This window comes from Brachybacterium netajii (SeqCode) (genome assembly GCF_054114245.1).
Genome location: NZ_JBSYXB010000006.1, coordinates 55554 through 80000 on the forward strand (window position 1 = coordinate 55554; position 24447 = coordinate 80000).

The 24447-nt window shown below is 73.7% G+C and carries 20 protein-coding genes; 11 read left to right on the top strand and 9 right to left on the bottom strand.

The genetic code is table 11. The features are described from left to right. Positions 1 to 30: 30 nt before the first annotated feature. Complete coding sequence (locus tag ACXET9_RS11915; RefSeq protein ID WP_457886825.1) at positions 31 to 1260, top strand: DUF2330 domain-containing protein; 1230 nt, start codon at positions 31 to 33, stop codon at positions 1258 to 1260. 77 nt (positions 1261 to 1337) lie between these two features. Here the strand turns inward: ACXET9_RS11915 and ACXET9_RS11920 are convergent, their stop codons facing one another. Both ACXET9_RS11920 and ACXET9_RS11925 read right to left on the bottom strand, forming a co-directional pair. Continuing rightward, a complete protein-coding gene (locus ACXET9_RS11920) occupies positions 1338 to 3080 on the bottom strand; it encodes a phospho-sugar mutase (protein ID WP_457886827.1) in 1743 nt (580 codons plus the stop codon). Then, positions 3077 to 3904: a purine-nucleoside phosphorylase gene (locus tag ACXET9_RS11925; protein ID WP_457886828.1), complete on the bottom strand. Its 828-nt coding sequence runs from the start codon at positions 3902 to 3904 to the stop codon at positions 3077 to 3079. Before ACXET9_RS11925 ends, ACXET9_RS11920 begins: the two co-directional genes overlap by 4 nt. Positions 3905 to 4077: 173 nt before the next feature. Between ACXET9_RS11925 and ACXET9_RS11930 the strand changes: the two genes are divergently transcribed. Continuing rightward, positions 4078 to 5532, top strand: coding sequence for an NAD(P)H-quinone dehydrogenase (locus tag ACXET9_RS11930; RefSeq protein ID WP_457886830.1), 1455 nt, complete (start codon positions 4078 to 4080; stop codon positions 5530 to 5532). Positions 5533 to 5572: 40 nt separating this feature from the next. On the opposite strand, the gene ACXET9_RS11935 is transcribed toward ACXET9_RS11930, so the two are convergent. The 5 genes from ACXET9_RS11935 to ACXET9_RS11955 all read right to left on the bottom strand — a co-directional run bounded on the left by ACXET9_RS11935 (position 5573) and on the right by ACXET9_RS11955 (position 11799). Beyond that, complete coding sequence (locus ACXET9_RS11935) at positions 5573 to 7351, bottom strand: acetyl/propionyl/methylcrotonyl-CoA carboxylase subunit alpha (RefSeq protein WP_457886831.1); 1779 nt, start codon at positions 7349 to 7351, stop codon at positions 5573 to 5575. 56 nt (positions 7352 to 7407) lie between these two features. Beyond that, complete coding sequence (locus tag ACXET9_RS11940) at positions 7408 to 8154, bottom strand: Maf family protein (protein WP_457886832.1); 747 nt, start codon at positions 8152 to 8154, stop codon at positions 7408 to 7410. Continuing rightward, positions 8151 to 9851, bottom strand: a complete 1701-nt coding sequence (locus ACXET9_RS11945; protein ID WP_457886834.1) for a DUF885 domain-containing protein — start codon at positions 9849 to 9851, stop codon at positions 8151 to 8153. The genes ACXET9_RS11940 and ACXET9_RS11945 overlap by 4 nt, the downstream gene beginning before the upstream one ends. An 86-nt stretch (positions 9852 to 9937) precedes the next feature. After that, on the bottom strand, positions 9938 to 10213 hold the full coding sequence (locus ACXET9_RS11950; RefSeq protein WP_457886835.1) for a hypothetical protein: 276 nt from the start codon (positions 10211 to 10213) through the stop codon (positions 9938 to 9940). After that, positions 10210 to 11799, bottom strand: a complete 1590-nt coding sequence (locus tag ACXET9_RS11955; RefSeq protein ID WP_457886836.1) for an acyl-CoA carboxylase subunit beta — start codon at positions 11797 to 11799, stop codon at positions 10210 to 10212. Before ACXET9_RS11955 ends, ACXET9_RS11950 begins: the two co-directional genes overlap by 4 nt. Before the next feature lie 357 nt (positions 11800 to 12156). Between ACXET9_RS11955 and ACXET9_RS11960 the strand changes: the two genes are divergently transcribed. The 9 genes from ACXET9_RS11960 (at position 12157) to ACXET9_RS12000 (ending at position 21462) form a co-directional block, all read left to right on the top strand. Beyond that, positions 12157 to 12981, top strand: coding sequence for a biotin--[acetyl-CoA-carboxylase] ligase (locus tag ACXET9_RS11960; protein ID WP_457886838.1), 825 nt, complete (start codon positions 12157 to 12159; stop codon positions 12979 to 12981). Positions 12982 to 13115: 134 nt separating this feature from the next. Beyond that, positions 13116 to 14330 carry an adenylate/guanylate cyclase domain-containing protein gene (locus ACXET9_RS11965; protein ID WP_457886839.1) on the top strand — a complete coding sequence of 405 codons (1215 nt, stop codon included), beginning with the start codon at positions 13116 to 13118 and terminating at the stop codon, positions 14328 to 14330. Between the two features lie 90 nt (positions 14331 to 14420). After that, positions 14421 to 15125, top strand: coding sequence for a response regulator transcription factor (locus ACXET9_RS11970; RefSeq protein WP_457886840.1), 705 nt, complete (start codon positions 14421 to 14423; stop codon positions 15123 to 15125). A gap of 3 nt (positions 15126 to 15128) precedes the next feature. Beyond that, the gene (locus ACXET9_RS11975) at positions 15129 to 16604 is read left to right on the top strand and encodes an ATP-binding protein (RefSeq protein ID WP_457886841.1); all 1476 of its coding nucleotides are present in this window, start codon (positions 15129 to 15131) and stop codon (positions 16602 to 16604) included. Between the two features lie 194 nt (positions 16605 to 16798). Then, complete coding sequence (locus ACXET9_RS11980; protein ID WP_457886932.1) at positions 16799 to 17911, top strand: 5-(carboxyamino)imidazole ribonucleotide synthase; 1113 nt, start codon at positions 16799 to 16801, stop codon at positions 17909 to 17911. A 101-nt stretch (positions 17912 to 18012) separates the two neighbouring features. After that, positions 18013 to 18492, top strand: coding sequence for a 5-(carboxyamino)imidazole ribonucleotide mutase (gene purE / locus ACXET9_RS11985; RefSeq protein ID WP_457886933.1), 480 nt, complete (start codon positions 18013 to 18015; stop codon positions 18490 to 18492). A gap of 122 nt (positions 18493 to 18614) precedes the next feature. Continuing rightward, positions 18615 to 19310, top strand: a complete 696-nt coding sequence (locus ACXET9_RS11990; RefSeq protein WP_457886842.1) for an acyltransferase — start codon at positions 18615 to 18617, stop codon at positions 19308 to 19310. Continuing rightward, on the top strand, positions 19307 to 20428 hold the full coding sequence (locus ACXET9_RS11995) for a DegT/DnrJ/EryC1/StrS family aminotransferase (RefSeq protein ID WP_457886843.1): 1122 nt from the start codon (positions 19307 to 19309) through the stop codon (positions 20426 to 20428). Before ACXET9_RS11990 ends, ACXET9_RS11995 begins: the two co-directional genes overlap by 4 nt. A gap of 2 nt (positions 20429 to 20430) precedes the next feature. Beyond that, positions 20431 to 21462: a Gfo/Idh/MocA family protein gene (locus tag ACXET9_RS12000; RefSeq protein WP_457886844.1), complete on the top strand. Its 1032-nt coding sequence runs from the start codon at positions 20431 to 20433 to the stop codon at positions 21460 to 21462. Between the two features lie 109 nt (positions 21463 to 21571). Here the strand turns inward: ACXET9_RS12000 and ACXET9_RS12005 are convergent, their stop codons facing one another. Continuing rightward, positions 21572 to 22714 (bottom strand): glycosyltransferase, encoded by a 1143-nt coding sequence (locus ACXET9_RS12005; protein WP_457886845.1) that lies wholly within the window; start codon positions 22712 to 22714, stop codon positions 21572 to 21574. A gap of 143 nt (positions 22715 to 22857) precedes the next feature. Continuing rightward, entirely contained in the window at positions 22858 to 24438 is a 1581-nt protein-coding gene (locus ACXET9_RS12010; protein ID WP_457886846.1) for an asparagine synthase-related protein, read from the bottom strand. Between the last annotated feature and the right edge of the window lie 9 nt (positions 24439 to 24447).

Sequence of the window (24447 nt, forward strand, 5' to 3'; positions counted from 1 at the left end):
ACGCTCCGTTCTCCGAGGGGGAGAGACGACATGATGACGCACCGCCCTGCCTTCCGCAGCCCAGCCCGCCGCCTCCTGCACCTCGTGCTCGCCGCGCTCGCGGCGACGACGATGCTGCTGACGATCGGCGCCGCCGGCCCCGCAGGGGCCTGTGCCTGCGGCGGCTACGTCGACCCGGTCGACCAGCGCGCCGACGCCGTCGTCACCGAGGAGACGGTCGTGCTGTCCCTCCGCGACGGCATCGAGACCATGGTCATGGGCATCGAGCTCGACGGCAGCCGCACCGGGTCCGCGCTCCTGCTGCCCACGCCCTCGGTTCCCGAGGTCAGCGCGGGCGCCTCGGGCACGCTGCGGGAGATCGCGCAGGCCACCGCTCCGCGCGAGGTGATCGTCCACGACTACTGGGGCGACAGCCCCTTCGCCGCCGGCAGCGGCGACGGCGCCGCCCCGGGAGCACCGCAGCCGACGGAGGGGGCCGCTGCCCCCGTCACCGTCCACGAGGAGGCGCGCGTCGGGGACTTCGAGATCGCCGTCCTCGAGGGAGGGGCCGACGGCGTCCGCGACTGGCTCGCCGAGAACGGCTACGCACTCCCCGAGGAGGTCGGGGCGCTCCTGGACCCGTATGCGGAGGAGGGCTGGACCTTCACCGCCGTCCGCTACGCCGAGGACGCCGTCCTCACGGGCGAGGTGGAACCGCTGCGGTTCGACTTCGCGACCGACGAGCTCATCTACCCGATGCGGCTCTCGCAGGCCGCGACGAGCCGGCAGAGCATCCACCTCTTCGTCCTCGACGAGGAGCCCGTGCGGCGCAGCGATCTCGACGGGCTGTCGCTCGAGGGGCTGGAGTCGGTGCAGACCGTCGAACGGCCCTGGATCGGCGAGCCCGATCTGCACGACTGGGCCTGGTCCGACGCGACGCTGCGCGAGCTCGTCGGCCTGGACCGCCTCGGCTCCGCCGACTACACGGGCGACGACGCGCTGAGCCGCAGTGAGCTCCACCGGGTCGTCACCGAGTTCGCGATCAGCGGCGACCCCGAGACCTTCACGACCGACTTCACGTTCGTCCAGGATCCCGACGCCGAGGACGTCATCCCCACCTACGAGACCGTCGAGGTGGTCGAGATCGCCGGGATCCCCGTCGGCTGGCTCCTGGTGGGGCTGGGCATCGTGACCGCGGTCGCCGTCCTCGTCGCCGGCATCGCCGTCGCCCTCGCGGTGCGCGCCACGAGACGGGCGCGCACCGCAGTGCCGAGCGCCTGAGCCGAGCGCCGGCCGGGCCGATGGGCCCGGCCGGCGGGTCAGGCCTGCGGGTCAGGCCTGCGGGTCAGGCCTGCGGGTCAGGCCTGGCCGAGGGCCGTGCGCAGGTCGCCCTTCAGCCGCTCGAGGCGTGCGGCGGCCTCCGCGCGGAGGCGTCCGAGCGCGGCGTCGTCGGCGTCCCCGGGGACGGGCTGGACGACCTCGAGGTAGCACTTGAGCTTCGGCTCGGTGCCCGAGGGGCGCACCACCGCCCGGGTGTCGTCCTCCGCGAGGAGCAGCAGGCCGTCCGTCGGCGGCAGACCCGTGGTCTCCACCGAGCCCTCGGCGAGATCCTGGACCGTCGCGACCGGCGACCCTGCGAGGGAGGCCGGGGGAGCGGAGCGCAACCGTGCCATCATCTCGCCGAGCAGGGAGAGGTCCTGCACGCGCAGCGACAGCTGCGCGGTGGCGTAGAGGCCGTGGCGGCGCGCGAGATCGTCGAGCCGCCGGACGAGCGAGCTGCCGGCGGCCTTCGCATCCGCCGCCATCTCGGCGACCATCAGAGCGGTCGACAGGCCGTCCTTGTCGCGCACGACCTCGGGCAGGGTGCAGTAGCCGATCGCCTCCTCGTAGCCGAAGACGATGCCCGGGGCCCGGGTGATCCACTTGAAGCCCGTGAGCGTGGTCGCGGGGTCGCCGCTTCCGGCGCGGACCACCGCGTCGAGCCAGCGGCTGGAGACCACTGAGCGGGCGAACACGCCCCGGTAGCCGTGACGGCGCTGCAGGTGCTCGCCCAGGAGCACCCCGAGCTCATCGCCCGTGAGCATGCGCCAGTCCCCGAGATGCGGATCCAGCACGGCGGCGGCGCAGCGGTCGGCGTCGGGATCGTTGGCGATCACGACGTCGGCCTCGAGCGTGCGGGCGAGCTCGAGCGCGAGATCGATCGCCCCCGGCTCCTCCGGGTTCGGGAAGGCGACGGTGGGGAACTCCGGGTCCGGGTCGGCCTGCTTGGCGACCGGATGGACGTCCGTGAAGCCCGTCAGGTGCAGGGCCGCCAGCGCCGTCTCTGAGCCGACGCCGTGCATGGCGGTGTGCACGATCCGCACATCCCGCGCGCCCGAGAGGTCGACCGGCGCGCAGATCGCCTCGAGGTACTGCTCGTGCAGGCGATCGCCGATCATCTCCCAGCCGTCCGCGGCGACCGGGATGGCGGCGACCGGCCCGACGGCCGCGATGCGCGCCGCGATCTGCGCATCCGACGGCGGGACGATCTGCACGCCCCGCCCCTCGGGCTCCGCCGCCCGGCCGCCGAGGTACACCTTGTAGCCGTTGTCCGCGGGCGGGTTGTGGGAGGCGGTGACGACGATCCCGGCGTCGGCCTCCAGATGCCGGACCCCGAAGGCGACCAGCGGGGTCGGCATCGCCCGGTCCAGCAGCTGCACCCGGCAGCCGGCGGCCGTCATGATCGCCGCCGAGCGATGCGCGAAGTCGCGGGAGTTGAAGCGCGCGTCGTGGCCGATCACCACGAGCGGGCGTTCCAGACCGAGATCGCCGAGGAGATGGTCGGCGAGGCCGCGGGCCGCGCGAGAGACCACCGACAGGTTCATCCGCAGCGGCCCCGGGCCCATCCGTCCGCGCAGCCCGGCGGTGCCGAAGGCGAGGGTGCCGGAGAAGGCGTCGGCGATCTCCTCGACCGCCACGCGCTCGCCGGCCTCGGCCTGCTCGAGCAGGGACTCCAGCGCGGCCCGCGTGCCGGCGTCGGGGTCGTCGGCGATCCACTCCAGGACCCGTGCCCGCAGCGACGGCTCGAGGGGCGCCGCCTGCTCGAGGGACGCGGAGGTCATCGCCGGGCCCCGGTGATCCGGCGGACCGTCTCGGCGAGCAGGCGCGAAATCCGCGGACCGGCGTCGCGGCCCGCCTGGAGGACCTCCTCATGGCTGAGCGGCTCGGGGCTGATGCCGGCGGCCAGGTTCGTCACCAGCGAGATCCCCAGGACGTCGAGTCCGGCCTCGCGAGCGGCGATCGCCTCGAGCGCCGTGGACATGCCCACGAGCGAAGCGCCCATCGCGCCCGCCATCCGCACCTCCGCCGGCGTTTCGTAGGAGGGGCCGCGGAACTGCATGTAGACGCCCTCGGCGAGGCTCGGATCGACCTCGCGGGCGATGTCCCGCAGCGCCGGCGTGTAGACGTCGGTCATGTCCACGAAGGTCGCGCCGCGCAGCGGGGTCTCGCTCGTGAAGTTGATCTGGTCGGCGATCAGGACGGGGGTGCCGGGGGCCCAGGAGCGGTCGAGCCCGCCGCAGCCGTTGGTCAGCACGATCGTGCGGCAGCCTGCCGCGGCGGCGGTGCGCACGCCGTGGACGACCGGGTCCACGCCCGCACCCTCGTACAGGTGGGTGCGGGCGCCGAGGACGAGCGCGCGGGCGTCGGAGCCCTCGACGCGGATCGAGCGCAGGGTCCCGACATGGCCGGCGACGGCCGGCGGGCGGAAGCCGGGGATCGTGGTCGCATCGGCCTGCCAGACGGTCTCGCCGAGGAGGTCCGCGGCACCGGCCCAGCCGGAGCCGAGCACGAGCGCCAGGTCATGGGAGGCGACGCCGCTGGCCTCGGAGATGGCGGCGGCCGCATCGCGGGCGAGCAGGGACGGATCAGGGGTGGAATCGCTCATGGACAGAACCTAGCGCAGCGAGCATCGCCCGTCCTCCCGTCGGCGGGCCCGCCCGTGCGTCCTGCGCGGAACCCGCCCCCGGAGGAGACCGACCCGACATGATGGAGGCGGCCGACATGATCGATACGGCCGACATGATCGAGGCAGCCGACACGATGAGGTGGATCGCCGACATGACCGACCCCAGCACCGCCCTGCCCGCGGATCCCGACCGGGTCCCCCGGTCCGGGGAGCGCACCCGGACGGTGATCCTCGGCGGAGGCCCCGGCGGCTACGAGGCCGCCCTCACCGCGGCCCGGCTCGGCGCCGACGTGACCCTCGTGGAGGACCGCGGGATCGGAGGCGCGGCGGTGCTCACCGACGTCGTCCCCTCCAAGACCCTCATCGCGACCGCCGAGGTCCTGGACCTGGTGGAGGGGTCCGCCGCGCTCGGGATCCTCGGCGCCGAGGGCGTCGCCGTGGACCTCGCCCGGATCGATGCGCGGGTCCGCGAGCTCGCGGCCGCGCAGTCGGCCGACGTCCGCGAGTCCCTGATCGCGGCGGGGGTGCGGATCCTCGACGGTCGCGGCCGGCTCGACGGGCCGCAGCGGGTCGCGGTCCGGCCGAGCGGCGCGGGGGACGGCGGGGCGGAGGCCGGCGGGGGCGAGGAGGTCATCGAGGCCGACGTGGCGCTGCTCGCCGTCGGCGCCCGCCCGCGGGAGCTCGCGAGCGCGCCCTGCGACGGGGAGCGGATCCTGAGCTGGACCCAGCTGTACGAGCTCGAGGAGCTGCCCGAGCATCTCATCGTCGTCGGCTCCGGCGTGACCGGGGCCGAGTTCGCCAGCGCCTATCGGGCGCTCGGCAGCCGCGTCACCCTCGTCTCCTCCCGCGACCGGGTGCTCCCGGGGACCGACGCCGACGCCGCCGCGGTGCTCGAGGCGGCCTTCGCCCGCCGCGGCGTCGAGGTCCGGCCCCGGTCGCGGGCCGTCGCCGCCCGGCGCACGGCCGACGGCGTCGTCGTGACCCTCGAGAGCGGCGAGGAGATCGTCGGCTCCCACGTGCTCATGGCGCTCGGCGCCGTGCCCTCGACCGCGGGCCTCGGGCTCGAGCAGGCTGGCGTGCGGCTGCGGCCGAGCGGGCACATCGAGACCGACCGGGTCTCCCGCACGAGCGTCCGCGGGATCTACGCGGCGGGCGACTGCACGGGCGTGCACCCGCTCGCCTCGGTCGCCGCGATGCAGGGCAGGATCGCCATGCACCATGCCCTGGGCGAGGCCGTCAGCCCGCTGATCGCCGCCCAGGTGTCTGCGGCGATCTTCACCAGCCCCGAGATCGCGACCGTCGGCGCGAGCGAGCAGGAGATCCTCGACGGCGCGGTCGAGGGCGAGGTGCTCATGCTGCCGCTCGCGACGAATCCGCGCGCCAAGATGCAGGGGATCGACGAGGGCTTCGTCAAGCTGATCGTCCGCCCGGGATCCCGGACGGTGATCGGCGCCGTCGTCGTCGCCCCGCGGGCGAGCGAGCTGATCCTCCCGTGCGCGCTCGCGGTCGCGCACCGGCTCACAGCCGATCAGCTCGCGGCGACCTTCACGGTGTACCCCTCGCTCACAGGCTCCCTCGCGGAGGTCGCCCGTCGGCTCACGACCTGAGCCGGGTCCAGTCCTGGACGGTCTCAGTCCTGAATGGTGCTCAGTCCTGGATGGTGCAGAGCACGGCGCCGGCCGAGACGGTCGCGCCGATCTCGGCGGTGAGCCCGGAGATCACGCCCGAGCGGTGGGCGGTGATGGGCTGCTCCATCTTCATGGCCTCGAGCACGAGCAGCAGGTCGCCGTCGGCGACGGTCTGCCCCTCCTCGGCGACGATCTTCACGATCGTGCCCTGCATGGGCGCCGTGACGGCATTGCCGCCCGCCGCGGCCTGGCCGGACGCCTTGTGGGCGCGTTTGCGGGGCTGGCGCACGGCCGCCTGCGGGGCGCGCAGCGAGGCGGGCAGGGAGATCTCCACGCGGCGGCCGTCGACCTCGACGACCACGGACTCGCGGTCCTCGAGCTCATCGGGCTGCGCGGGCAGCGGGGCGGGGGCGATCTCCCCGGAGAACTCGGTCTCGATCCAGCGGGTGTGCACCGAGAACGGCTGCTCGGGATCCTCGGGCGCGAACGCCGGATCCTCGACCACCAGACGGTGGAAGGGCAGGACGGTCGGGATGCCCTCGATGCGGAACTCCGCGAGCGCCCGACGGGAGCGCTCGAGGGCCTCCTGGCGGGTGGCACCGGTGACGATGAGCTTCGCGAGCATCGAGTCGAAGGCGCCGGAGATCTCGTCGCCCGCGCGGACGCCGGACTCGACGCGCACGCCGGGGCCGCTGGGCGCCTCGAAGCGCTGGACCTTGCCGGGGGCGGGCATGAAGCCGCGGCCGGCGTCCTCGCCGTTGATGCGGAACTCGAAGGAGTGGCCGCGGATGATCGGATCGGTGTCCGGGACGCGCTCGCCGGCGGCGATGCGGAACTGCTCGCGCACGAGGTCGACCCCCGCGACCTCCTCGGTCACCGGGTGCTCGACCTGGAGGCGGGTGTTGACCTCGAGGAAGGAGATGGTGCCGTCGCGGCCCACGAGGAACTCGCAGGTCCCGGCGCCGACGTAGCCGGCCTCGCGCAGGATCGCCTTCGAGGAGGAGATCAGCTGGGCGTTCTGCTGCGGGGAGAGGAAGGGCGCGGGCGCCTCCTCGACGAGCTTCTGGTGGCGCCGCTGCAGCGAGCAGTCGCGGGTGGAGACGACCTGCACGTTGCCGTGCATGTCCGCGAGGCACTGGGTCTCGACATGGCGCGGGGAGTCGAGGTACTGCTCGACGAAGCACTCGCCGCGGCCGAAGGCGGCCGTCGCCTCGCGCACCGCCGAGTCGAAGAGCTCGCGGACCTCGGACTCCTCGCGGGCGACCTTGAGACCGCGGCCGCCGCCGCCGAAGGCCGCCTTGATCGCGATCGGGAGGCCGTGGGCGCGCGCGAACTCGACGACCTCGTCGCTCGACTCGACCGGGTCCTTGGTGCCCGCGACCAGCGGGGCGCCGGCCTTCTGCGCGATGTGGCGCGCGGAGACCTTGTCGCCGAGCTTCTCGATCGCCTCGGGGGAGGGGCCGATCCAGGTCAGGCCCGCGTCGATCACGGCCTGGGCGAAGTCGGCGTTCTCGGAGAGGAAGCCGTAGCCGGGGTGGATCGCGTCGGCGCCGGAGCGGCGCGCGATGTCCAGGATCTTGTCGACCACCAGGTAGGAGCTCGCGGCGGTCGTGCCGCCCAGCGCGTACGCCTCATCGGCGACGGTGGTGTGCAGCGCGTCGCGATCGGGGTCGGCGTAGACCGCGATCGACCGCAGGCCCGCATCCTTGCAGGCCCGGGCCACCCGCACCGCGATCTCCCCACGGTTGGCGATGAGCACCGTGGACAGGGGACGGGGCTTGGCGTGGCGAGAGGCCATGGGAGCGGGGTTCCTTCCGGGAGGGAGCAATGGTCGAGTCTAGTACCGGGCGGGGGTCACGAGGCCGCGGAGTCCGGGACGTCCTCGTCCCACAGGTCGTGGATCGCGATGCCGATCTCGCCGAGGAGACGGCGCAGCAGCGGCAGCGACAGGCCGACGACGGCATGGGGGTCGCCGGCCACGGAGGTGATGTACGGCCCGGCGATCCCGTCGATCGTGAAGGCGCCGGCGACGTCGAGGGGCTCCCCGGTCGCGACATAGGCGGCGATCTCGTCGTCGGAGATGGCGGCGAAGGTCACCTCGCAGCTCGCGGTCGCGCCGAGGGTCGCCCCGGTGCCGCCGTCCTCGGGGTCGCGGTCGTCGACGAGCCAGTGGCCCGAGTGCAGCACGGCGGTGCGTCCGCGCAGCGAGCGCCAGCGCTCGGCGGCCCGCTCCGCGGTGCCGGGCTTGCCGACGACCTCGCCGTCGAGCTCGAGCATCGAGTCGCAGCCGAGGACGACGTAGCCGCCGTCGCTGCGCGCGGTCGCGGCCTCGGCCTTCGCCCGTGCCAGCAGCAGGACCTCCTCCTCGGCGGCGAGCGTCTCGCCCGCCGCGGTCGCGGCCTCGCGGGCCGCGCCGAGCAGGGCGTCCTCATCGAGGTCCACCGGGAGCCGGGAGTGCGCGATCCGCGCGGACTCGAGGGTCCGACGACGACCCGCGGACGCGGAGGCGAGCAGCAGCAGGGGCTCGTAGTCCAGATCGTCGGTGTCGAGATCGCTGTCAAGATCGTCGGTGTCGGGAATGGTGGTGTCGGGGCTGGTCATCGCAGTGCTCCTCGCAGAACGGAGAGGGGGAGGCTGCCGAGCTCGAGGGCGCGGCGATGGAAGTCGCGGGTGGCGGCGGCGGTGTCGGGGGCGCCGACGAGGGCGGCGTCGCGCAGCTGCTCCCACTCGCGCTGGCCGATCTTGTAGGACGGGGCCTGCCCGGGCCAGCCCAGGTAGCGGTGGAGCTCGAAGCGCCGTTCGGCCTCGCTCACGCCCCAGTGCTCGCCCATGAAGTCCCAGGCCTTCTCGTAGGTCCATGCGCCGCCCGCCGATCCGGCGAGATCCTCGGGCATGGGGAGGCCGACGTGCAGGCCGATGTCCAGGACGACGCGGCCGGCGCGCAGCCGCTGGGCGTCGAGCATGCCGAGGCGGTCGCCGTCGTCGGCGAGGTGGCCGAGGGAGTCCATCAGGCGCTCGGCGTACAGCGCCCAGCCCTCGCCGTGGCCGGAGACCCAGCACATCATCGCGCGCCAGCGGTTCAGCGCGCCCGCCTGCATGACCTGGGTGCCGACCTGCAGGTGATGGCCGGGGACGCCCTCGTGGTAGACGGTCGTGGTCTCCAGCCAGGTGTGGAACTCGTCGTTGCCGGCCGGGACGTCCCACCACATGCGGCCCGGACGGGTGAGGTCCTCGCTGGGGCCCGTGTAGTAGATGCCGCCGGAGCCGGTCTGCGCGATCCGGCACTCGAGCCGGCGCAGCGGCTCGGGGATGTCGAAGTGCGTGCCGGCCAGCTCGTCGATCGCCCGGTCGGAGAGCTCCTGCATCCACTCCTGGAGGGCGTCGGTGCCGTGCAGCACCCGCTGCGGATCCGCGCCGAGGGCGGCCTTCGCGGCGGTCACCGAGCGGCCGCCGCCGGTGCCGTAGCGGGCGTTGAGGCGGGAGGCGACCTCCTCCTGCTCGGCGACGATCGCGCGCAGCTCCTCGATGCCCCAGGCGTAGGTCTCCTCGAGGTCGATCTCGGTGCCGAGATAGGAGCGGGAGGCCAGCTGGTAGGCGTCCCGGCCGACGGCGTCGGCCTCGGGGGCGCGATCGACGAGCGACTCCAGGACGTCCGCGATCTCGAGATAGCCGCGGCGCGCGGCCTCGGCGGCGGAGGCGACGGCGGAGCGCTGCGCGTCGGTGCCGACGGCCTGACGGGCGAAGCCGGCGAAGAAGCCGTCGTCGGCCGCATAGCCGCGGGCCTGCTCGGCGCCGAGCAGGAGCTGGCGGCGCGCCGAGACGGTGCCCGCGGACGCCGCCTCCTCGAGGGACTCCGCCCAGGTGGAGAGCGAGCGCGGGAGGCCGGCCATGCGCTCGGCGATCACCTGCCAGTCCTCCGCGGTGTCGGTGCTCATCAGATCGAGCACGTCGCGGGACTGCAGGACGCTCGCGAGGTTGTTGACGGCGGCGATGTCCAGGTGCTGCGCGGAGCGCTCGAGCTGCAGGCCGAGCCGCTCCTCGAGGGCCGCGCGTGAGACGCGGTCGGCCTCGTCGGCGTCGGGGACCTCGGCGATCGCGGCCAGCAGCTCGCGCGCGAGATCGTCGCGCTCGGCCTCGGCGGCGGGGGAGTGGTCGGTGACCTCGGCGTCGTGCCCGGCCACGCCGAGCTGCGTCGCGAGGAAGGGGTCGAGGGCGGCGAGGCGGTCGACGTACGCGTCGGCGAGGGCGTCCAGGGCGCTCGCGCCGCGCACGGCGGCGTCGGAAGCAGATGAGGTCATGGCTCGGAGTCTAGTGATCGGAGGCGTGGGGGCGGGCTCGGCCGTCGGCAGATCGGGATCGGGCTCGCCCGGGCTCGGCCGTCGGCTCAGCGGTCGCCGAACTGCCAGGCTGTGGAGGAGGCCTGCAGGCGCAGGCCGTGGGAGCGGGGATGCGTGCGCAGCGCATCGCCCCAGGACCCGGCGCCCGAGGCCCCGGGTCCGGTCGCGAGCGAGCGCTCCTCGGCCTCGATGCGGCTGGTCACGCTCATCGCGGAGACCACCACGGCGATCGCCGCGAGCTCGGCGTCGGCGAGGCGGCCCTGGACCAGACGGACGTCCGACGGGGAGATCACCGCGGGGGACGCGGGCACGGTCGCGCTCACAGCGGGATGTTCCCGTGCTTCTTGGTGGGCAGGGCGTCGCGCTTGGTGCGCAGTGCGCGCAGCGCGTGGGCGACCTCGCGACGGGTGTCGGCGGGCTGGATGACCCCGTCGATCCAGCCGCGCTCCGCGGCCAGGTACGGCGTCGCGAACTGCTCCTCGTACTCGGTCTCCAGGCGCTGGCGCGCGGCGGCGACGTCCTCGCCGGCCTCGGCGGCGGCCCGCAGGTCCTGGCGGTGGAGGATGTTCACCGCTCCCTGGGAGCCCATGACGGCGATCTGCGCGGTGGGCCAGGCGAGGTTGATGTCCGCGCCGAGGTCCTTGGAGCCCATGACGATGTAGGCGCCGCCGTAGGCCTTGCGGGTGATCACGGTGACCAGCGGGACCGTGGCCTCCGCGTAGGCGTACAGCAGCTTCGCGCCGCGGCGGATGATGCCGCTGTACTCCTGGTCCGTGCCCGGGAGGAAGCCCGGGGTGTCCACGAAGGTCAGCACGGGGATGTTGTAGGCGTCGCACATGCGCACGAAGCGGGCGGCCTTCTCGGAGGCCTCGATGTCGAGCGTGCCGGCGAAGTGCGCGGGCTGGTTCGCGACGACGCCGACGCTATGGCCCTCGACCCGGCCGAAGCCCACCACGACGTTCTGCGCGAACAGCGGCTGGACCTCGAGGAACTCCTCGTCGTCCAGGACGGTGCGGATGACCTCGAGCATGTCGTACGGCTGGTTGGGCGAGTCCGGGATGAGGGCGTCCAGGGCCGTGTCGGCCGACGTGCGGGACTCCTCGGCGTGCACCGGATAGGTGGGCGCCGGCGTCAGGGTGTTCGCCGGGAGGTAGCTCAGCAGGTCCTTGACGTACTCGATCGCCTCGGACTCGTCGGGCGCCATGTAATGGGCCACGCCGGAGCGGGTCGAGTGGGTGCGGGCGCCGCCGAGCTCCTCGAAGCCGACGTCCTCGCCCGTGACCGTGCGGATCACGTCGGGACCGGTGATGAACATGTGCGAGGTCTTCTCGACCATCACGATCACGTCGGTCAGCGCCGGCGAGTAGACGGCGCCGCCCGCGGCCGGACCGAGGATCAGGGAGATCTGCGGGATCACGCCCGAGGCGCGCACGTTGCGGCGCATCATGCCCGCGAACATCGCGAGGGAGGCGACGCCCTCCTGGATGCGGGCGCCGCCGCCGTCGAGGATGCCGATGATCGGGACGCCCGTGGTCAGCGCGAGATCCTGGACCTTCTGGATCTTGCGGCCATGGGCCTCGCCGAGGGATCCGCCGAAGACTGTGAAGTCCTGCGAGTAGACGCACACCTGGCGCCCGTCGATGGTCCCGTAGCCGGTGACGACGCCGTCGCCCGCGGGGCGCCGGCGCTCGAGGCCGAAGGAGTGCGACTGGTGCGCCACGAAGCGATCGGTCTCGACGAAGGAGCCCTCGTCGAGCAGATCCGCGATGCGCTCGCGAGCGGTCTTCTTGCCGCGCGCATGCTGCTTCTCGACGGCGACGTCGTCAGCGGCGGAGACCGCGGCGGCGTCGCGCTGGCGCAGGTCCTCGAGTCGCTGGGCGGTGGTGAGCGGCCGCGGGGCGTCGGTCACGGAGCCTCCAAATGCGGCGCTGGCGGGCCGCGACGATCCTGGGGATGAACACGGGGATACTACGCTACCGGTGGCCGCCGAGGGCCGAGGCGCCGGCCGCCGCACAGCGCCGCCCGATGCCCCGACGTCGACCCGGGAAGCGGCAGGACCAGCAGAACCATCGGGGCCGGACGGCGATGCCGCACCGCCCGAAGGGATCGGACGCGGCGGGACGAGCGGAGGAGCAGCGCAGTGGGACAGGGCACGGGCACGGGTGCGTCCGCAGCGGACGGACGGTCGGACGGACGGTCGGACGGACGGCCGGGCGGGCGACGAGCCGGGGGTGCGGCGTCGGTCGCGCTGCACGAGCGCGCCCGGGTGACCTCCACCCTCGATCTTGCCGATGAGCTCCTGCATGCGGGGGAGCCGCTGCCCTTCGGCGTCCTCGCCGCGGAGCAGACCGCGGGCCGCGGCCGCCTCGGCCGACGCTTCGAGTCCCCGGCCGCGGGCTCGCTCGCCTTCACGCTCGCCCATCGCACGCCGCTGCCGGTCGCCGCGCGGACCTGGTTCCCGATCGCCGTGGGAGTCGCCGCGCTCGCAGCGATCGGCGAGATCGTCCCCGGGGCCCGGGCGGGCCTCGGCCTGAAGTGGCCCAACGACCTCCACACCGCGGATGGGCGCAAGCTCGGCGGCATCCTCGTCGAAGGGCGCGGCGCGGACGTCGTGCTGCTCGGGATCGGTGTGAACCTGACCGGTCCGGTGCTCGACGGCGAGGGCGCCCCGGTGCCGGGCACGGCCTGGCTGCTGGGACCGGGCGGAGAGGGCGGTGCGGGTCACGGGTCCGACGTCCCGGCCCCGGAGGAGGTCGACGGACTGCGTTCGCAGCTCGCCGAGCGGATCGGCCGGCTGCTCGAGGACGAGCTGGAGGCGCTCGCGTCCGCGGACGGAGACGGCACGGCCACGGGCCTGCACGAGCGCTACACTATGACCTGCATCACATTGGGTGCGGAGGTGAGGGTCGACGTGCTCGGCGCCCCGGCCGACGGTCCGTCGGTGCACGGGACCGCTGAGAGCATCGACGGCTCGGGCCGGCTGCTCGTGCGCCGCGAGGACGGCGCGCTCGTCCCGGTCGACGTCGGCGACGTCCGGCATCTCAGGCCGGTCCGAGGCGAGGGAGGCAGGATGGGCGGCTCGCGCGAGTGAGCGCGGGGCGCGGCCCGACGGGTGTGGCGGCGTCGGCGGCATCGGCGTCGGCGGCATCGCCGAGCGCGGCAGACGCAGCAGGAGCGGCAGGGAGAACGGCAGGGCTGGCGGGGCCAGCAGGAGGGAACGATGGTGTGACCAGCGGTATCGACGATGTCGAGCGCGAGACGCTCAGGAGGGCGGCGAGGCGCGCGGGCGAGGAGCAGCGCGATCTCGACCTGCCCGACCTCGACCTGCCCGATCTCGACCTGCCCGATGCGGTGGAGGACTCGCCCGATCTCGAGCCCGACTCCCTCGGCGGGGAGGCGGTGCTGGATCTGAACCGGCGCTTCGCCGCGGTGCGTCGCAGCGTCGGCACCCTCGAACGGGCGCTCCTGCAGGGGCCCCGGCAGTACTCGCGGCGGGATCTCGCGGAGGAGCACGGCATCCCCGAGCGTCTGACCTCGGTCTACTGGCGGTCGCTCGGCTTCTCGCCGGTCGACGAGGACACCGTCGTGTTCACCGAGGAGGACGCCTTCGCGATCGGCGACCTCGCCGCGATCGTCGAGGAGGGGGTGCTCTCCGAGCGCGCCTTCTCCTCCATCACCCGCGGGCTCGGCTTCCACATGGGCCGCCTGGCCATGTGGATCACGGAGGCGCTGGTCGACGAGGCCAAGGTCGCCGGCGGCGCGAACGACGCCGACGCCCGCCAGCAGATGCTCGACGCCGTGCCCGAGCTCCTGGAGACCTTCGAGTCGCAGGTCATGTTCACCTTCCGCCGTCAGCTCGCCGCCTACGCCGCGCGCGCGGGCTCCGAGGTCCTGCACGGCGACACCGACGAGCTGTTCCCGCTCCAGCGGGCGGTCGGGTTCGCGGACCTCGTCCAGTTCACCCGGCTCTCCCAGGACCTCTCGGGCGCCCAGCTCGCGGACGTCGTCGGCCGCTTCGAGGCGATCAGCCGCGACCTCATCTCCGTCGGCGGCGGCCGGGTCGTCAAGACCGTCGGCGACGAGATCATGTTCCTCGCCGACACGCCCGAGGACGGCGCGCAGATCGCCGTGAGCCTCGCCGAGACGATCACCGCCGAGCCCGATCTGCCCGGCGTGCGCGTCGGCCTGTGCTGGGGATCGATGTTCTCCCGCTACGGCGACGTGTTCGGGCCGACGGTCAACCTCGCCGCGCGCCTGGAGTCCGTGGCCCGCCCCGGCACCGTGCTCGTGGACGAGACCACGGCGCAGGCGGTCGCGGACGCGCTGCCGAGCGGCTTCGAGGTCGACGAGGGGCACGAGGAGGAGCTGCACGGCATCGGCTCCGTGCGCGTGCTCGAGCTGCGCCGCGGCCGGTCGACGCCGCTGAGCCTGGGGCTGTGAGGGCTGTGAGGGCTGTGAGGGCTCGTGGGGCGCGCTCGCTGACGACGCGCGGGACCGGTGCGCGCCGACGTCCAGGGGGTGCGGCTTAGGATGGTCGACGTGACCCGCCTGCTTCTCGTCGAGGACGACTCCGCCATCGCTGAACCCCTCTCCCGCGCGCTCGATCGCGAGGGATACACGGTCATGCGCGCGTCGAGGGGCATGGATGCCCTCGGCATCGCCGCCGGCCCGGAGGGGATCGACCTGGTCATCCTGGACCTCGGACTGCCCGATCTGGACGGCCTCGAGGTCGCCCGCCGCCTGCGCAAGGGCGGCCTGGAGTCGCCGATCCTCATCCTCACCGCCCGCGCCGACGAGGTCGATGCGGTCGTCGGCCTCGATGCCGGCGCGGACGACTACGTCACCAAGCCCTTCCGGCTCGGCGAGCTGCAGGCGCGCATCCGCGCGCTGCTGCGGCGCGCCCAGGCCGCCGAGGAGTCCGGCGACAGCTTCGACATCAACGGCGTCACCCTTGACGTCGCGGCCCGCCGCGCCTATGCGGACGACGAGGAGCTCAGCCTCTCCGCGAAGGAGTACGACCTGCTCACGGTGCTGGTGCGCGAGGCCGGCAGCGTCGTCACGCGCGATGACCTCATGCGCGAGGTCTGGGGCGCCGAGTGGTGGGGCTCCACCAAGACCCTCGACATGCACATCTCCTGGCTGCGCCGGAAGCTCGGCGACGACGCCACCAATCCGCGGCGCATCACGACGGTGCGCGGGGTGGGATTCCGGTTCGAGACCGGCGACGGGAGCTGACGCGTGCGGCAGCGCGTGCTGCAGGCGACCATGATCACGGTGCTGATGGTCGTCCTCATGCTCGGCATCCCGCTGGTCTACTCCTGGCTCCAGCTGACCCAGGAGTCCCTGCGCTCGCAGGCCAACTCGATCCTCGAGGAGGTCCGCACCGACACGGAGCAGCGCCGCAGCGACAATCGTCCGATCGATGAGGCGATGCTGCAGCGGCACGTGGATGCGCAGACCGATCTGAACATCTCGATCTCGGTCACCCTCGACGGGGACACGATCACCGCCGGCGATGCGCCGGGCGAGAACGCGCTCACCGCGACGACGCAGGGCGCCGACACCTTCATCGTCGTCTCGATCCCGCAGTCCGACGTGCGCGCCCACACCGCGAGCGCCTCCGTCGTGCTCGGCGTCGCGGGCCTCGCCGCACTGTCGATCGGCGCCTCCATCGCGCTGTGGCAGGCGCAGCGGATCTCGATGCCGCTCGCCCGCCTCAGCCGGCGCGCCGAGGAGATGGGCAGCGGCCGGGCCCGCGGGCCCTGGATCCCCTCGGGGATCTCCGAGATCGACGACGTCGCCGAGGAGCTGATCCGCTCCGGTGCGATGCTCACCGAGCGCCTCGAATCCGAGAGCCGCCTCGCCTCCGACGCCTCCCACCAGCTGCGCACCCCCCTCACCGCGCTCTCGATGCGGCTCGACGAGATCCTCGCGACCAGCTCCGAGGAATGGGTGCGGGAGGAGGCTCGGATCTCGCTCGAGCAGATCGACCGGCTCACCGAGGTCGTCCACGACCTCATCAACGCCCCCCGCTCCTCCCAGCGCCGCAGCCCGGGCGTCGTCGACCTGCGGGCGATGCTCACCCAGCAGAGCGAGGAATGGTCCCCGGCCTATCGCCGTGCCGGGCGCGAGCTGCACATCCAGGTGCCCCGCAGCGCCGCCGTCTGGGGATCGACCGGTCCGCTCACGCAGGTCGTCGCGACGCTCATCGAGAACGCCCTGGTCCATGGCGGCGGGCGCACCACCGTGAAGGTGCGCCGCAACGACCACTCGACGGTCATCGAGGTCAGCGACGCCGGCGCGGGCATCGACCCGACGCTCGGGAAGCGCGTCTTCGAGCGCTCCGTCTCGGGCGCGGCCTCGCAGGGCACCGGCGTCGGCCTCGCCCTCGCGCGCACCTTCGTGGAGGACGACGGCGGCCGCCTCGAGCTGCTCACCGAACGCCCCGCCACCTTCGGCGTCTTCCTGATCTCCGCGCCCGGCGAGGAGCTCCCCGCCGCGGCCGCGCCGTCGGCCGAGGGCCGGGGCCCGTCCGCGCGGGCCGCGGCCGTGCGCTCCTCCGCCGCCCGGGCCGTCGCCGCCCGTCGCGCCGCGAGCCCGCTGGGAGGCGGGAGCGGCGAGAGGGCCGGAAGCGCTGGAAGCGCGAGCGGATCGGAGAGCGACCTGCCGCAGGGCTCCGTCGTCCGGCGGCGCCATCGGCATCCGCGGGACTGAGCTCGCCGGGCCGGGGCTCGCCGGGCCGGGGCTCGCCGGGCCTGAGCTCCCGGGACGGGACGGGCGGACCGCGGCGCGGCCCGCGCGGGGCACGGCCTAGACTGTCGGCCGTGCCTGACACCCCCTCGACCTCTCCCTCCGCCCCCTCGACCGGGCGCCGCATCGGCGTCGTCGGCGGCGGCCAGCTCGCCCGCATGATGCTCGGCCCCGCGATCGAGCTGGGCCTGCCCGTGACCGTGCTCGCGACCGCTCCCGAGGAGAGCGCGGCGCAGGTCGCCGGATCCGTCGAGATCGGTCGGCACGACGACGAGACCGCGGTGCGCACGCTCGCCGCGAGCGTCGACGTCGTCACCTTCGACCATGAGCACGTCCCCACCGCGATCCTCGAGGGCCTCCGCGCCGACGGCCTCGCCGCCGTCCGCCCCGGCCCCTCCGCCCTCCTCCACGCGCAGGACAAGCTGGTCATGCGGGAGCGCCTGAGCGCCCTCGGCCACCCCTGCCCGCGCTGGTGGCGGATCGCCGACGCCGCGCAGCTCGACGCCGCGATCGCGGAGGCCGGCGGACGCCTCGTCGTGAAGACCCCGCGCGGCGGCTACGACGGGCACGGCGTGCGCGTCGTCGGCTCCGCCACCGAGGTCGCCGACTGGCTCGGGGCGCACGACGAGCTGCTCGCCGAGGAGCTCGTCCCCTTCGCGCGCGAGCTCTCCGCGCAGGTCGCCCGCCGCCCCGGCGGCCAGGCGGTCGCCTACCCCGTCGTGCAGTCGACCCAGCGCGACGGCGTCTGCTACGAGGTCGTCGCCCCGGCGCCGGACCTCGACGACGAGGCGCAGCGGCGCATCCAGGCCCTCGCCCTCGCGATCGCCGCGGACCTCGACGTCGTCGGCATGCTCGCCGTCGAGCTGTTCGAGACCGCCGACGGCTCCATCAGCATCAACGAGCTGGCCATGCGTCCCCACAACACCGGGCACTGGTCCATGGACGGTGCCGTCACCGGACAGTTCGAGCAGCACCTCCGCGCCGTCGCCGACCTCCCGCTGGGCTCGACGGAGCCGCGCGCGGAGGCCGCCGTGATGGTGAACCTCCTCGGCGGAGCCGCCGAGGACCTCGCCCCCGGCATGGAGGCCGCGCTCGCCGCGGATCCCGAGCTCAAGGTCCACCTGTACGGCAAGTCCGTGCGGCCGGGCCGCAAGATCGGCCACGTCACCCTGCTGGGCGACGATGCCGCGGACCTCCTCCGGCGAGCCCATCGCGCGGAGCGGATGATCGTCGACGGCCCCGAGGCCGCGACGGGGACGGAGACCCGATGACCATCGAGAACAGCCAGCAGCAGGACCAGCAGCAGGACCAGCAGGATGCGCAGGGCCGGCAGGGAGCCGCCGCGGCCGAGCGTCCGCTGGTCGGCATCGTCATGGGCTCGGACTCCGACTACCCGGTGATGCGGGCCGCCGAGGAGGCGCTCGCCGAGTTCGGCATCGCGGTCGAGGTCGACGTCGTCTCCGCGCACCGCATGCCCGAGGACATGGTCGCCTGGGGCCGCAGCGCCGTCGACCGCGGTCTGCGGGTCGTCATCGCGGGCGCGGGCGGTGCGGCGCACCTGCCCGGCATGCTCGCGTCCCTCACGCCGCTGCCCGTCATCGGGGTGCCGGTCCCGCTGAAGCACCTCGACGGCATGGACTCCCTGCTCTCGATCGTCCAGATGCCCGCCGGGGTCCCCGTCGCGACCGTGTCCATCGGCGGCGCTCGCAACGCCGGCCTGCTCGCGGCGCGGATCCTCGCCGCCGGCGGCGACGAGCATGCCGCCGCCCTGCGCGAGCGCATGGTCGCCTTCCAGGGCGAGCTGCGGGAGATCGCCATGCGCAAGGGGGAGGCGCTGCGGGCGTCCCGCTGACGTCGGGCCGGATGACGGGCGGGCGTCGGCGACGGGGAGGTCCTGTGGAGGTCCCGACAGAGGGGCCGTCCGCGCGGGGATCGTCCCGGGAGGGTCCCGGAGGTCGGGGTATCGTCGTGCGCATGAGTGAAACCCCTGCCTACCGGGTGGCCCCGGGGGCCGACATCGCGGCCGAGGCGACCATCGGCGACGGCAGCTCGATCTGGCATCTCGCGCAGATCCGCGAGGGCGCCGAGCTCGGCCGGGACTGCGTCGTCGGGCGCGGCGCGTACATCGGCTCGGGCGTGCACATGGGAGACGGCTGCAAGGTCCAGAACTACGCGCTCGTGTACGAGCCCGCGCAGCTCGCCGCCGGCGTCTTCGTTGGCCCCGCCGCCGTCTTCACCAACGACCACTTCCCGCGCGCCGTGAACCCGGACCTCACGCCCAAGAGCGCCTCCGACTGGGAGCCCGTGGGCGTGACCTGCGACGAAGGCTCCTCGATCGGTGCTCGCGCGGTCTGCGTGGCTCCGGTCCGGATCGGCGCCTGGGCGATGGTCGCCGCCGGGGCGACCGTCGTGAAGGACGTCCCCCCGCACGCTCTGGTCGCGGGCGTCCCCGCCCGCCGCATCGCCTGGGTCGGCCGCTCCGGCGAGAAGCTGCTGGAGGCGTCCGACGGTACCGACGCCTGGGTCTGCCCGACCACCGGCGAGTGGTACATCCCGGATGAGACCACCGGCGGGCTCCAGCTCGCCTCCCACCCCGTCGTGGACGCGCCGCGTCCCGCGGAGCTCCCCGACCTCGATTCCCACGATGAACAGGACATGACGACTCGATGAACACTTCGAGCAGCGCAGAGCGCGCCTTCATCCCGCCGGCGAAGCCGATCATCGGCCAGGAGGAGAGGGACGCGGTGGACCGCGTCCTGGCCTCCGGGATGGTCGCGCAGGGCCCCGAGGTCAAGGCCTTCGAGGAGGAGTTCGGGGCGGCCCTCGTCGCCGGCCGCGAGTGCGTGGCCGTGAACTCCGGGACCTCCGGCCAGCATCTCGGCATGCTGGCACTCGGCCTGACGGCCGGGGACGAGGTCATCGTCCCGTCCTTCACCTTCGCCGCGACCGCGAACTCGGTCGCCGCGGCGGGCGGCACCCCGGTGTTCGTCGACGTCGACCCCGAGACCTTCTGCCTCGACCCCGAGGCCGTCCGCGCCGCGGTCACCGAGCGCACCGTCGGCATCCAGCCGGTGCACCTGTACGGGCACCCGGCGCCCATGGACGAGCTGCTGGCGATCGCCGCGGAGCACGGCCTGTGGATCTTCGAGGACGCCGCCCAGGCGCACGGCGCGACCTGGAAGGGCCGCCCCGTGGGCTCCTTCGGCCAGGGCGCCATGTTCTCGCTCTACCCGACGAAGAACATGACCTCCGGCGAGGGCGGCATGGTCGCCTGCGAGGCGCCCGAGCTCGCCCGCCAGGTGCGCCTGCTGCGCAACCAGGGCATGGAGAAGCAGTACGCCAACGAGGTCGTCGGCTTCAACAACCGCATGACCGACATCCACGCGGCCATCGGCCGCGTGCAGCTGACGAAGCTGCCCGGATGGACCGCGACCCGACAGGCGAACGCGGCCTACCTCGACGCGCACCTCGAGGGCGTCACGACGCCGGTGGTCCGCGCGGGCGCCGAGCACGTCTACCACCAGTACACGATCCGCGTCGCCGGCGCCTCGGCCGAGGAGCGCGACGCCTTCGCGACGGCGCTGCGCGAGGAGCACCAGGTCGGCTGCGGCGTCTACTACCCGACGCCGGTGCACCGCCTGGAGACCTTCCGCGCGGACATCGAGCTGCCGGTGACGGAGGTCCTCGCCCGCGAGGTCCTCTCGCTGCCGGTGCACCCGAGCCTCGTGCCGGGGGACCTCGAGCGCATCGTCGAGGCCGTGAACACCGTGGCGAAGGCAGGGGCGTGAGCATGAGCAGCTCGACCAGCGAGACCAGCACGACCGGCGGAGCCCCGCTGCGGGCGGGCCTGATCGGCCTGGGCATGATGGGCCGCCACCACGCCCGCAACCTGAGGAGCCTCGAGGGCGTCGAGCTCGTCGCCGTCGCCGACGCCTACGGGGACCCGCACGGCGCGGCCCCCGGCTACGAGGTGCTCCCGGACGTCGACGCGCTGATCGCCGCCGGCATCGACTACGCGGTCGTCGCGGTGCCCACGCAGTTCCACCGCGACGTGGCCCTGCGCCTCGCCGAGGCGGGCGTGCACACCCTCGTCGAGAAGCCCCTCGCCTTCGACATCGCCGAGGCCGAGGAGATCACCGCGGCGTACGAGAAGGCGGGCCTCGTCGGCGCCGTCGGCTACATCGAGCGCTACAACCCCGCCCTGCAGGAGATGCGCCGGCGCATCGCCGACGGACAGCTGGGCGAGATCTACCAGATCGCCACCCGCCGCCAGGGCGGCTTCCCCGCTCGCATCGCCGACGTCGGCGTCGTCAAGGACCTCGCCACCCACGACCTCGACCTGACCGCCTGGGTCGCCCAGTCGCCCTATGCGAGCGTCGGCGCGACCAGCGCTCGCCGCTCCGGCCGCGAGGACGAGGACATGGTCTCGATCGCCGGACGCCTCGCCGACGGCACGATCACCAACCACATCGTCAACTGGCTCTCCCCGTTCAAGGAGCGCGTCACCGTCGTCACCGGCGAGAAGGGCGCGCTGGTCGGGGACACGATCAACGCCGACCTCACCTTCCACGCCAACGGCGAGAACGCCACCAACCTGTGGGAGTCCATGGCGTCGTTCCGCGGGGTCAGCGAGGGCGATTCGATCCGCTACGCGATCCAGCGCAAGGAGCCCCTGCGCACCGAGCACGAGGCCTTCCGCGACGCGATCCTCGGCACCGGCTCGAACATCGTCACCATGCGCGAAGGGCTGCACACCGTGCGCACCGTCGAGGCGGTCCTCGCCTCCGCCCGGGACGGGCGCGTGGTCGAGCTCGACGCCTGAGGCGTTCGGGAGCGCGCGCGACGCTCCCCGCAGAACCAGCAGAACCAGCAGAAGGGGCCTCCGACCGGCGATGCCGGGCGGAGGCCCCTTCTGCGATCTCCGGGCGCGCTCAGCGCAGGAGCTGCTCGTAGAACTCCGCCAGGCGGTCGGCTCCCGCCTCCACGCTCCGCTGCCCGACGACGAAAGCCCGGGCCGCGGCGCCGATCTGCGTGCGCATCGCGGCGGAGTCCGGCAGCCAGGCGCGCAGCGCCCGGGCCACGTCCCGCGGTTCCGGATCGGCGGCCAGGACCGTTCCCGAGACGCCGTCCTCCACCATCTCGGCCTTGCCGTCGCCGCCGCTCACGACCGCTGCGAGACCGCAGGCCTGGGCCTCGAGGAGCACGAGCCCGGCGCCCTCGGCGTACGAGAGGAGCAGGAGGACGTCGGCCTCGCGCATGTGCGCGCGCACCCCGTCCCGGTCGGTGGGGCCGACGAAGCGGATGTGCGCGTCGTCGGCCGCCTGCGCCCGGAGCTCCTGCTCGAGCGGTCCGCCGCCGACGATCACCAGCTCGTGCGGCACCTCCCGGGCCAGCTCCTGGGAGGCGCCGATGACGAGATCCACGCGCTTGCGGGGGATGAGCCCGCCGACATAGAGGAGTCGGAGCGGGCGCGAGTCCGCGCCGCCGGAGTCCTCGGCGCTCGCCGGGGCCGGGGCGAAGAACGCGGTGTCGACCCCCTGGTAGTTCACGTGGAGCCGGTCCGCGGGGGCGCCCGCGGAGAGCGCCAGACGCCGCTGGTGATCGCTCACCGCGAGGAGCAGCTGCGAATGCTCGAAGGCGCCCCGCACCTGCTGCGCGTGCACCCGCTGGAGTCCGCGCGGGGCCTCGCGCCCGGCATGCACCACGTCGGTGCCGTGGAGCGTCGTCACCAGCGGCACCCCCAGGCTCGCGGCGGCGCGGACCGCCCCGCCGCTCCAGGTGCCGTGGTGCTGGTGGATCAGATCCGGTCGCATCCGCGTGACGATCGCGGTCTGGATCGGCATCGCGAACTTCGCCAGCGGCTTCTGCACGGAGTAGGGGAGCGGCAGCCGCAGCGCGGGTGTCATGGCGATGCTGGTCGCCCCCGGGGCGACGGACGCGGCGAGAGGCACCGCGTGGAACGAGAACCGGTCATCCCGCGGCAGGAGCGACTCCGCGTGCTGGGTCACGAAATAGGTGGGCGGAACGGCCAGCAGTGCTGTGGTGAGCGCCACTCGTGAGCTCTCGTTCGTCATGTCAGCGCGGTACTCCGTCTCCGAAAGATCACTGATGGCCCCTCGCCGGAGGAGGCCGATCCGAGACTACCGGGAGGCGGCCTCGGAGAGGTGCTCGCTCTCATCGTGCCCGGGACGGCACCGGTCCCGCTGCGACGCCGGGATCACCCGTCGCGGGACGGGAAGAGATCGCTGCCGGGAACCCAGCGGTCCTCGAGGAACAGCTCCGCGTACTCGCCCAGCGGCGTGATCCCCTGCAGCGTGCGGCGTGCGATGCGGGAGCGGTCGGCCCCGGTGATCAGCGCGTCGAAGCCGAGCGGATGGTCGAGGACGGCGGAGACCCGGCGCGTGCGCGAGCGCAGCTCGGGGAGGCCCGTGAGACGAGCGAGGGAGGACGCCGTCCGACGCGCCCAGGAGCGATCCGCGGACCGGCGGGCCGAGGACGGTGCGGGCGCTCCGCTGACCTGTGTGTACAGGGTCTCTGTCAGGTCGCGATACCAATCCCTGGAGGCGATCGCCTCGTCGGGCGCGCTCTCGTACACCTCCCAGACCGGCAGCTCATGCATCGGCAGCGCCCACTCGAGCCCGACGTGCTCGTAGCCCCGCATCGAGTTCAGGATGTACTTCGCCTGCCGTTCGCGCTGCCAGAACCAGCGCACCGCGTCCATCGTCGACCGCCGGTCTCCTGCGAGATCGACCTCGGTGAAGAAGGTCTGCAGCTCGCGCACCGCCGACGGGAGGCGCACGGCACGACGGGACCTCGAGCGCAGCGCGAAGTGCCAGGGCTCGAGGCACGCGACCACGGAGGCAGGGGTGACGGGCCGCCCGTACCGCAGCGGCTCGTCCTTGGCCGAGCTGACGACGGTGTGCCCGGGGATCACGATGCTCCCCGGAGCGAGAGCGCCCGTGCGGGTGAGCTCGCGCATGGCGTACCAGTCCTGGATATGGGGCAGCGAGGCGCCGCCGGAGCCCGCACGCAGGAAGTCCGCGGTCTCCGCGGAGGCCCAGGCGCTGCGGAGCTCCTGCGCGGTGAACTCGACCTTGCGCCAGGGCAGGCCGAGGCTCTCCGCGATGCGGGAGGAGGCCGCCGCCTCCGGGATCCCGCGCAGCCCGTAGGTGACGGTGAGGACGTTCGGGTAGCCGTCCCGCGCGAGCAGGGAGGCCAGCAGGCGGGAGTCCAGGCCCGCCGACAGCGGGAGCGCGATGGTGCGACCGTCCGCCCGCGCGTAGAGCTTCTGCATCTCGGCGTCGAGCGCCGCGGCGAACTCCGCGGAGAACTGCGACAGCTCCGACGTGCGCGGCGCGGCGAGCTCGAGCCGCCGCTCGAGGCGGGAGACGACCTCGCCGGTGCGACGGTCGATCCTCACGGTCGTCCCGGAGGGGACCTGCGAGACGCCGTCGAAGAGGGAGCGGGCGCCGAGCACGTAGCCGGTGTGGAGGAACTCCGCCGCGGCCTCGCGGTCGAGCTCTCTGCCGCCGAGGGCGTCGGCGACCGTGAAGGCGTCCTCGCCGATGTGCACCGCCCCGCCCCGGACGCCGTAGAAGAGGGGCCAGGACCGGAGATGGTCCGTCATCAGGACGATCTCGTCGGAGGTCTCGAGGACCGCGGAGAAGAGCCCGCCGCGACGGCGGAGCGCGACCGGATCGATCGACGAGGGCAGCGCGGCGCCCGGGACCAGACGGAGGAAGCCGGACTCAGCGACTCCCGACCACGGTGCACTAAGATGCGGGACGGCGGTCAGCATGGGCTCCTC

Coding starts and splice junctions, on each gene's coding strand:
- ACXET9_RS11945 (WP_457886834.1), bottom strand. CDS start 9,851: ATGACCTCATCTGCTTCCGACGCCGCCGTGCGCGGCGCGAGCGCCCTG.
- ACXET9_RS11970 (WP_457886840.1), top strand. CDS start 14,421: ATGGTCGACGTGACCCGCCTGCTTCTCGTCGAGGACGACTCCGCCATC.
- ACXET9_RS11980 (WP_457886932.1), top strand. CDS start 16,799: ATGATGCTCGGCCCCGCGATCGAGCTGGGCCTGCCCGTGACCGTGCTC.
- ACXET9_RS11925 (WP_457886828.1), bottom strand. CDS start 3,904: ATGAGCGATTCCACCCCTGATCCGTCCCTGCTCGCCCGCGATGCGGCC.
- ACXET9_RS11940 (WP_457886832.1), bottom strand. CDS start 8,154: ATGACCAGCCCCGACACCACCATTCCCGACACCGACGATCTTGACAGC.
- ACXET9_RS11930 (WP_457886830.1), top strand. CDS start 4,078: ATGACCGACCCCAGCACCGCCCTGCCCGCGGATCCCGACCGGGTCCCC.
- ACXET9_RS11920 (WP_457886827.1), bottom strand. CDS start 3,080: ATGACCTCCGCGTCCCTCGAGCAGGCGGCGCCCCTCGAGCCGTCGCTG.
- ACXET9_RS12005 (WP_457886845.1), bottom strand. CDS start 22,714: ATGACGAACGAGAGCTCACGAGTGGCGCTCACCACAGCACTGCTGGCC.
- ACXET9_RS12010 (WP_457886846.1), bottom strand. CDS start 24,438: ATGCTGACCGCCGTCCCGCATCTTAGTGCACCGTGGTCGGGAGTCGCT.
- ACXET9_RS12000 (WP_457886844.1), top strand. CDS start 20,431: ATGAGCAGCTCGACCAGCGAGACCAGCACGACCGGCGGAGCCCCGCTG.
- ACXET9_RS11915 (WP_457886825.1), top strand. CDS start 31: ATGATGACGCACCGCCCTGCCTTCCGCAGCCCAGCCCGCCGCCTCCTG.
- purE (WP_457886933.1), top strand. CDS start 18,013: ATGGGCTCGGACTCCGACTACCCGGTGATGCGGGCCGCCGAGGAGGCG.
- ACXET9_RS11990 (WP_457886842.1), top strand. CDS start 18,615: ATGAGTGAAACCCCTGCCTACCGGGTGGCCCCGGGGGCCGACATCGCG.
- ACXET9_RS11935 (WP_457886831.1), bottom strand. CDS start 7,351: ATGGCCTCTCGCCACGCCAAGCCCCGTCCCCTGTCCACGGTGCTCATC.
- ACXET9_RS11995 (WP_457886843.1), top strand. CDS start 19,307: ATGAACACTTCGAGCAGCGCAGAGCGCGCCTTCATCCCGCCGGCGAAG.